Source organism: Sphingomonas bacterium, assembly GCF_028289855.1.
Classification (GTDB): domain Bacteria; phylum Pseudomonadota; class Alphaproteobacteria; order Sphingomonadales; family Sphingomonadaceae; genus Sphingomonas.
On sequence record NZ_JAQGKZ010000097.1, the window covers coordinates 1 to 8,680 of the forward strand.

The 8,680-nt window shown below is 67.1% G+C and carries 8 protein-coding genes and 1 pseudogene; 4 read left to right on the plus strand and 5 right to left on the minus strand.

Translation table 11 applies throughout. The features are described 5' to 3' along the window. A pseudogene (locus tag JWM94_RS11160) lies at window positions 1-618 on the plus strand (aconitate hydratase); the annotation flags it as partial. A 102-nt stretch (window positions 619-720) separates the two neighbouring features. Here JWM94_RS11160 and JWM94_RS11165 read toward each other — a convergent pair. The 4 genes from JWM94_RS11165 to JWM94_RS11180 form a co-directional block, all read right to left on the minus strand. Beyond that, the gene (locus tag JWM94_RS11165; RefSeq protein ID WP_299426577.1) at window positions 721-2,397 is read right to left on the minus strand and encodes an EAL domain-containing protein; all 1,677 of its coding nucleotides are present in this window, start codon (window positions 2,395-2,397) and stop codon (window positions 721-723) included. Between the two features lie 69 nt (window positions 2,398-2,466). Further along, window positions 2,467-2,967 (minus strand): Smr/MutS family protein, encoded by a 501-nt coding sequence (locus JWM94_RS11170; protein WP_299426598.1) that lies wholly within the window; start codon window positions 2,965-2,967, stop codon window positions 2,467-2,469. A gap of 25 nt (window positions 2,968-2,992) precedes the next feature. After that, window positions 2,993-4,261, minus strand: coding sequence for a murein transglycosylase A (locus JWM94_RS11175; protein WP_299426580.1), 1,269 nt, complete (start codon window positions 4,259-4,261; stop codon window positions 2,993-2,995). A 109-nt stretch (window positions 4,262-4,370) separates the two neighbouring features. Next, window positions 4,371-5,021, minus strand: coding sequence for a Tim44/TimA family putative adaptor protein (locus tag JWM94_RS11180; RefSeq protein ID WP_299426583.1), 651 nt, complete (start codon window positions 5,019-5,021; stop codon window positions 4,371-4,373). A 181-nt stretch (window positions 5,022-5,202) separates the two neighbouring features. Between JWM94_RS11180 and secB the strand changes: the two genes are divergently transcribed. Genes secB through trpS form a run of 3 tightly spaced genes read left to right on the plus strand, consistent with a single transcriptional unit; the run spans window position 5,203 to window position 8,342 of the window. Beyond that, window positions 5,203-5,724, plus strand: a complete 522-nt coding sequence (gene secB / locus JWM94_RS11185) for a protein-export chaperone SecB (protein WP_299426586.1) — start codon at window positions 5,203-5,205, stop codon at window positions 5,722-5,724. 28 nt (window positions 5,725-5,752) lie between these two features. Continuing rightward, a complete protein-coding gene (murJ, locus tag JWM94_RS11190) occupies window positions 5,753-7,321 on the plus strand; it encodes a murein biosynthesis integral membrane protein MurJ (RefSeq protein WP_299426589.1) in 1,569 nt (522 codons plus the stop codon). 16 nt (window positions 7,322-7,337) lie between these two features. Then, entirely contained in the window at window positions 7,338-8,342 is a 1,005-nt protein-coding gene (trpS, locus tag JWM94_RS11195; protein WP_299426592.1) for a tryptophan--tRNA ligase, read from the plus strand. A 152-nt stretch (window positions 8,343-8,494) separates the two neighbouring features. Here the strand turns inward: trpS and JWM94_RS11200 are convergent. Next, window positions 8,495-8,680 (minus strand): helix-turn-helix domain-containing protein (locus JWM94_RS11200; RefSeq protein ID WP_299426595.1); only part of this gene is annotated, 186 nt, incomplete at its 5' end.

The following is an 8,680-nucleotide window of genomic DNA, read 5'->3' on the forward strand; positions in this document are numbered from 1 at the left end:
ACGCCGGCCGGCAAGTACCTGGTGGAACGCCAGGTCGCCCCCAAGGACTTCAACTCCAACGGCGCGCGACGCGGCAACCATGAAGTGATGATGCGCGGCACCTTCGCCAACATCCGCATCAAGAACGAGATGGTCGCCGGCGTCGAAGGCGGGATGACCGATTACATCCCGACCGGCGAGCAGATGGCGATCTACGACGCGGCGATGAAGTATCGCGACGATGGCGTCCCGCTCGTGATCGTCGCCGGCAAGGAATATGGCACGGGATCGTCGCGCGACTGGGCGGCGAAGGGCACCGCCCTGCTTGGCGTCCGCGCGGTGATCACCGAGAGTTTCGAGCGTATCCACCGTTCGAACCTGGTCGGGATGGGCGTCCTCCCGCTGCAATTCGCCGATGGTGTCACGCGCCAGACGCTCGGGCTGACCGGCGACGAGACGTTCACGATCCGCAACGTTGCGGGGCTGCGCCCGCGCCAGGACGTCGAAGTCGAACTGACCCGCGCCGACGGATCGACCGAGACGTTCGTCACGCGCTGCCGGATCGATACCGTCAACGAGTTGGATTACTTCCTCAATGGCGGCATCCTGCAGTACGTGCTGCGGAAGTTGGCGGCGTAAAACACCCGTCATGCCGGGCTTGTCCCGGCATCCGCCGCGCATCAACGGCAGGTTTCCGTTGTCGAGACGCGGACCCCGGCACAAGGCCGGGGGGACGAAGAATTAGCCCACCATGGCTCCAGGCTGATCCCCGCGCGACCAGGCGATGAAGGCGTCCTCGTCCATTGGCGTGGCGATGGCGTAACCCTGGACGACGTCGCAACCGATCACCTTGAGCATCTCGGCCTGATCGGCCAATTCGATCCCCTCGGCGACGGCCTCGCAACCTAGGCCGTGGATCAGTCCGATCACCGATTGCGCGATCTGGCGCGCCTCGGCGTCGATGGTGATGTGCTCGATCAGGCTGCGGTCGAGCTTGATGCGGTCGATCGGCAGCTGCCGCAGCCGCGACACGCTCGAATGCCCGGTACCGTAGCCATCGATCGCGATCGTCGCGCCATCCGCGCGCAACGCGTCGATCGCCTCGATCACGTCGTCGCTGCAATGCATCGCGAGCGTTTCGGTGATCTCCAGCTCGAGCAGCCGCGCGGGCGCGCTGGCGGCGTGCATCGCCTCGCGCAGCCGGCGGAAGAACATCGCATGGTCGATCTGACGCCGGCTGATATTGATCGCCAGCCGCTGTTCGATCCCGGCCTCCGCCCAGCGCCGGATCGTGCCGGCGACCTCGCCGATCACCCAGTCGCCGATCTCGACGATCAATCCCGTCTCCTCCGCGCGCTCCAGGAAACTGCCGGGCAGCTTGATCCCGTCCGACGGGTGACGCCAGCGCAGCAGCGCCTCGGCCGCGACCGTACGGCCATTGCGGAGCGACACTTGCGGCTGATAGACGAGCGCGAACTGGCCGCGCTCGATCGCGCCGCGAAGATCGACCTCGAGCTTGGCGCGGTCGGCGAGTTGCGTTGCCAGTTCGTCGGAAAAATGTTCGGCGCGGCCGCGGCCGGTCGCCTTGGCATGATACATGGCGGCGTCCGCCGCGCACATCAGGTCGTGCAGCGTCGTCCCGTGCGTCGGGCGCATCGCGATGCCGATCGACGCGCCGACCTCTACCTCGGCACCCGCGAGGTCGAACGCCTCGGTCAGCGCGTACAGCACGCCGCGCCCGATCCGCGTGGCCTGGTTGGCGTCGTCGAGCTTGGGGAACAGCATCGTGAATTCGTCCCCCGCCAAGCGCCCGATCAATGGCTTGGCGACCCCGCTCGACGCGGCAACGCTGTCGGCGACGGCGCGCAGCCGGTTGGCGACCATGCCGAGCAGAACGTCGCCCGACGCATGGCCCATCGTGTCGTTGACCGCCTTGAACCGGTCGAGGTCGATGAACAGCAACGCCGCGACATCGCCCGCCGGCATCTCGGCCAGCTGGCGCTCGGCGACGCGGCGGAAATGCGTGCGATTGGGCAAAGCGGTGACGGGGTCGTACATCGCCAGCCGGTGGACGCTGTCCAGATTGGCCGCGACTTGCTGGAACAGCCCGCCCATCGCGGTCGACAAATGCGGGACGACGGCGCCGATTTCGGGCGGGACCGGGCTATCGAGGTCGCCGTGCGACGCCTCGACGATGCGGCCGATCGCTGCGTCGAGCGCGCTGGCGGTGGTGCCGATCGCGCGCTCGGCCGCGGCCCAGGAAAACGCCGCGCAGACCACCGCCGGGATCAGCGCGCGCGCCAGATTTTCGATACTGATCGCGCCATGCGACGTCGCCAGCACGGCGAGGATGAACACCACCGCGCCAGCGCACAGCGCGAATTTGATCGCCCGGCCTTTCAGCGATGCTGATTCCATGACGTCCGGCAGTCCCCAACCCGCTCGCGCGAAAAGCGCCCGATTGGAGCGGATTTTGCCCGGAAAGGGTTAAGATTTCGGTGCGGCGCGGGGCCGCCGCAGGATGATATAGAGCGCGCCTGCGCCGCCGTGCCGCGGACTCGCGCCGCGCACCGCCGCGATCGCCCCGGCGTGCCGCGACGCGTACAGCCAGTCACCCACCGCCGCGCGGATGACGCCGCGCGCATGCGGCCGCTCGCTGTCGCGGCGCGGCGGTTTGCCGGTGATCAGCAGGACGACTCGGTCGCCACGGGCGCGCGACCGTTCGAGGGCGTCGTCGAGCATGGCGTGCGCGGAGGTCAGCGTGTGACCATGAAGATCGACCGTGGCGTCGGGCTCGACCGACCCGCGCATGAGTTTGCGGTCCCAGCTACCGTCCAGCGTCGTGCCGGGGGTTTGTACCTTCGCCGAAGGCGGCGGCACAACGCGACGAACAGGGGCCGGCATCGCGCGATTGCGGGGTGATGAAGCCGTCGGCTCAACCGCAATCGGTCTCGCCACGGCACCCGGCAACGGCGTCACCGTCGCCATCACGCGCGCCCATAGCGCCGCTTCTTCAGCGTTGAGGCGTCGTCCCGCCACCGCCGCTGCCTCCCTGCAATCGCGCCAGCGTGCCGACCGGCAGCAACAGGAACGCCGTGCCGTGCGCCGACATGCCCCCGGCGACGGCTTCCGCCTCCCGCCCGCTGCCCCAGAAGGTATCGACGCGGTTGCTGCCCTTGATCGCGCCGCCGGTGTCCTGCGCGATCCACAACCCGGTCGCGTCGACCCGGTCCATCGACAGGAAAACCGGCGCGCCGAGCGGGATAAACTTGACGTCCGCCGCCACCGTCACACCGCCGGTGACCGGCAACCCCAGCGCCCCGAGCGGCGGGCCACTCAGGATACGGAAGAACACATAGCTCTTGTTCTCGCGCATGATATCGCGGCCCTGGTCAGGGTTGGCGCGCAGATACGCGACGATGTCCTGCATCGAGGCGTGGCCGGGCTGGAGCAGCCCGCGGTCGCGCATCAGCGCGCCGATGCCGGTATAATCGCGCCCGTTCTGACTGTCATAGCCGATGCGGAAGCTCGATCCGTCGGGCGCGCGCACATCGCCCGACCCTTGGACCTGAAGGAAGAACAGAGCGACCGGATCGGCAGCCCATCCGATGATCGGCGCATTGGTCATCGCGCCGTTTTCGATCTGGCCGCGGTCGTAATAGGGCACGAAATTCTTGCCCTCGACCCGCCCGCGGATCGACTTGCCTTTCAGCGCATCGGAGAATTTGCCGAGATCGACGTCGATCAGGTCGGTCGGGCGGCCATAGATCGGCACCTCATACCCACTGCGCCGCTCACGCGAGCCCTGGATTTCGGGGATGTAATAGCCGGTCGCGAATGCCTTGCCGTCGCCGACCTGTACCGCCTCGAAATTGGTTGCGAAGAACGATTGCGCGTCGCTGTCGCCCGCTGATTGTGCTGCGGTGCAGGCGGGCTGCCAGTCCGCCCCGCGCGTCAGCCCCGACTGGTCGGTGCGGCGCATCAGCTCGCGGCAGCTTAGCCGGAATGCGGTCAGCGCCTTGGCCGCCCGCGCGCGGTCGATGCCAAGCGACGCGACCGGCGGGCCCGCGACAAGCCCTGCGCCAGCCGCGTTTGCGCCGGCGGGTACTAGGTTGTCGTTGGTGATCGGCGGCAACGGGGTCGCGGCGACCGGCTGGCGCACCGGCGCGGGCGGCCGCGCGCCCGGGTTCGACGGCGGCACGCTCCGGCCGCCGCACGCCGACAGCAAGATCGCCATGATCACAACGAGAGACTTTTTCGACACGCCACCCACTCCCGTCATGCTGAACTCGTTTCAGCATCCATGCGCGCCAAAAGCCGCAAGCTTGGTGCTAATGACGGTACATGGACCCTGAAACAAGTTCAGGGTGACGGCCGAACAGTAACGAGCCTTACGCCTCGTCGGTGTCGGCGAGCTTCCAGTTGGGATCGCCGCTCTTGAGCGTACGCGAGAAGGTCCACACGTCATGCGTCACCACCGCGTCGCTCGTCGAACCGGCGATCAGCGTACCCTCGCCATCGCGCGTGATCGCGGCGATATCGGCGTCGAACGCGACCGAAATGCGCACCAGCCGGCCCGTGATCGTCGCCTCGGTGATCAGCGCGCGCTCGATCGACACCAGGCGATTGTCGAGCACATGGCCGGCCTCGCCGCGCGCCTTGATCGCTTCGCCGAAGGCGTCACGCACATGATCCTCGGCCAGCCAGTCGAGCGTTTCGGTATCGCCCTTCCAGAACGCCTCCAGGATCATCCGATAGGCATTCTTGGCACCATCGAGGAACCCCGCGACATCGAACGAAGAATCGGCGGCGATCAACGCGCGCAAGCCCGATTGCGCGCGTGCCTCGATCGCTTGCGGCCCCTGGTCGCGCACGTCCTGCGCGGGATCGGCCACGCGCGGGATCGTCAGCGGCGCGGTCGCGCGGTCCTCGGCCGGATTGGTGAACACCTGCTCGTGACCGGTGCGCTTGCCCAGCACCGCATACAGCCGCAGCCCCAGAAAGACGGCGACCATCGCGAGAACGACGATATAAACGAGCACTGGATCTCCACCTTGACCGGCCACCAACATAGGCACAAGAAACGCACGATACAAATGTCGGGTCCAACGCCGCGATGTTGAACTCGTGCCATGCCCCTGCTAGGCGCGGCGCACCTCGCCTCCCCGCCGTCCGCGCGGACGCGATTTCACCATCATATACCCAGGAAAGTACGACAAAAAGATGGACGACCAGGACACCGCCACCACGCCCGACGCCACCACCGAGCCCACGCTGGCCAACGGCGCCGACAATCTGCCGGCGATCGGCATGATCTCGCAGTACGTGAAGGACCTGTCGTTCGAGAGCCCGAGCGCGCCGGCGATCTTCCAGGCGCCGGTCCAGCCCAACATCGAAGTCGAATTCGGCATCGCCGCCACCCAGGTCGGCGAGGAAGTCCACGAAGTCACGCTGAAGATCGAGGTCAGGGCCAAGGCCGAGGAGCAGACCGCGTTCATCGTCGATCTGACCTATGCCGGGCTGTTCGGCGTGCGCAACGTGCCCGAGGATCAGCTTCAGCCGTTCATGCTCGGCGAAGCACCGCGCCTCTTGTTCCCCTTCGCCCGCCGCGTGGTGGCCGATGCGGTGCGCGACGGCGGCTTCCAGCCGCTGATGCTCGACCCGATCGATTTCGGTTCGCTGTACATGCAGCAGCTCGAGGCCAAGCAAGCCGCCGAGGCCGAGGGCGCGGCGGGTAACGCCTGACGCTGGCGGGGCCGGCGGGGGACGAGCCATGAACCTGACAAAGGCGCTGGGATCGGTTGGCGGGCTGACGCTTGCCAGCCGCATCCTGGGCCTCGTCCGCGATTCGCTGTTCGCGCGGTTCGTCGGGGCGAGTTTCGCCTCGGATGCGTTCCTGGTGGCTTTCCGCCTGCCCAACATGTTCCGCGCGCTGTTCGCCGAAGGGGCGTTTTCGGCGGCGTTCATTCCGATGTTCAACAAGAAGGTCGGCGACAAGGCGGGCGCCGGGCTGCCCGACGGCATTACGTTCGCGCAGGACGTGCTGTCGGTGCTGCTGCCGATCCTGATCGTGATGACGATCGTGCTCGAAGCCGCCGCCTGGCCGGTGACGCTGGCGCTGTCGGGCAAGTTTAACGGCGTGAGCCACGACGATTTTGCGTTCGCGGTCATGCTGTCGCGCTTCACCATCCCCTATCTGATGCTGATCAGCCTGGTGTCGCTGCTCGGCAGCATTCTCAATTCGCTGCACAAATTCTGGGTCAACGCCGCCGCGCCGATCCTGCTCAACCTCACGCTGATCGTCGCGTTGCTGGCGTTCCACAGCAGCGATCCGTTCGTCACCGCGCGCAACCAGGCGATCGCGGTCAGTGTGTCCGGCCTGCTCCAGCTGATCTGGCTGTATTGGTCGTGCCGTGCCAACGGCGTCCGGCTGTGGCCGCGGATCCCCCGGTTCAATCCCGACGTGAAGCGGCTGCTGTCGCTGATCTGGCCCGCCGCCGCCGGCGCGGGCGCGGTGCAGATCAACCTGGTGGTGTCGACCGCGCTCGCCGCGTCGCTGCTCAGCCATGGGTCGGTGACGTATATCTACATGGCCGACCGCGTGAACCAATTGCCGCTCGGGCTGATCGGCATCGGGCTCGGCACCGTGCTGCTCCCGCTGATCTCGCGCCAGCTTGCCGGCGGCGAGGAAGCGGCGGCGATGGAGACGCAGAATCGCGGGATGGAGCTCGCGTTGTTGCTCACCCTGCCCGCCACCGTCGCGCTGGTCGTGTGCGGTGCGCCGATCGTCGCCGCCTTGTTCGAGCACGGCAAGTTCGGCGCGGAGGACACGTTGTACACCGCACAAGCGCTCGCCGCCTTCTCGATCGGGCTGCCGAGCTACATTCTGGTCAAGGTGCTGACCCCGGGTTTCTACGCCCGCGCCGATACGCGCACGCCGGTGCGGTATGCGACGATTTCGATGGGCGTGAACCTGGTGCTCAACCTCGCGCTGATCGTCCCGCTCAAGCATATGGGGCCGCCGCTGGCGACGGCGCTAGCATCGACGGTCAATACCTTCCTGCTCTATCGCACCTTGCGCAAGCGCGGCCATTTCGAGCCCGACCACCGCTTGCGCCGCCGCGCCTGGCGGCTCGCGCTCGCCGCGGTCGCGATGGGTGGGGTGTTGTGGCTGCTGCAAGGGTTGCTGACCCCCTACACGCACGGCGACTGGATGATCCGCACCGCGGCGATGGTGGTGCTGGTCGCGGCGGGCGGGCTGGTCTATGCGGTCGCCACGTTCCTGCTCGGCGCGTTCACCCGCGACGATCTGGCCTTCCTGCGGCGCAAGCGCGCCCGCTGATCCGAGAGACCCCATGATGCGCGTCGTTTCCGGCATCCAGCCCACCGGCAACCTCCACCTCGGCAATTACCTCGGCGCGATCAAGCAATGGGTCGCGATGCAGGACGCGATGGGCGCCGACGACGTGTGCCTGTTCTTCCTCGCCGACTTGCACGCGTTGAGCCAGCCGGTGGTGGCGAGCGAACTCGCCAATGCCACGGTGGAGATGGCGGCGACCCTGCTCGCCTGCGGGATCGATCCCGAGCGTTCGGTCCTGTTCAACCAGGCGCGCGTGCCGGCGCATTCGGAGCTGTGCTGGCTGCTGTCGGGCACCGCGCGGATGGGCTGGCTCAACCGCATGACGCAGTGGAAGGACAAGGCGGGCAAGAAGGGCGAGACTCAGAGCGTCGCGCTGTTCAGCTATCCGGTGCTCCAGGCCGCCGACGTGCTGGCGTACCAGGCGACACACGTGCCCGTCGGCGAGGACCAGAAGCAGCATCTCGAACTGGCGCGCGACATCGCGACCAAGTTCAACTTGGATTTCGGGGTCGACCTGTTCACCTTGCCCGAGCCGTTCGTGTCGAAGGCGGCGCCGCGGATCATGAGCTTGCGCGATGGGGCGGCGAAGATGTCGAAGTCCGACCCGTCGGACGCGTCGCGGATCAACCTGATCGACTCGGACGATACGATCGTCACGAAGGTCAAGAAGGCGAAGACCGATCCGGAGCCATTGCCGAGCGACGTGGCGGGACTCGACGCGCGACCGGAAGCGAAGAATCTGGTGACGATCTACGCCGCGCTGGCGGACGTGACACCCGCCGAGGTGATCGCGCAATTCGGCGGCCAGGGCTTTGGCCATTTCAAGCCTGCGCTGGCAGACTTGGCGGTCGCCAACCTCGGCCCGATCCGCGACCGGTTGACCAGGTTGCTAGACGATCGCGGCGAGGTCGGGCGCGTATTGGAACGCGGTGCGGAGAAGGCGCGCGCGCTAGCCGCCCCGACCCTGCGCGCGGCGCAGGATGCGATCGGATTGCAGGTCTAGGCAGTCCAACAAAAACCTTCGTCACCCCCGCGAAAGCGGGGGCCCAGCTCCGACTGGTGCCGCGAAAACAACTGGCTCGTTTGACGACACCGTAAAAGCTGGGTCCCCGCTTTCGCGGGGATGACGGTTGTGGTGGGCGAGCCGAAGCTCTCCTACCCCTCCAGCTGCCGGATCAGTGTCTTCACCGCGCCGTCGATCTCGTGGTCGCTTCCGCGCAGTTCCTCGATCCGACGCACCGCATGAATCACCGTCGAGTGATCGCGCCCGCCGAACTTGCGGCCGATCTCGGGGAGCGAGCGCGTCGTCAGGCGCTTGGCGAGGTACATCGCGATCTGGCG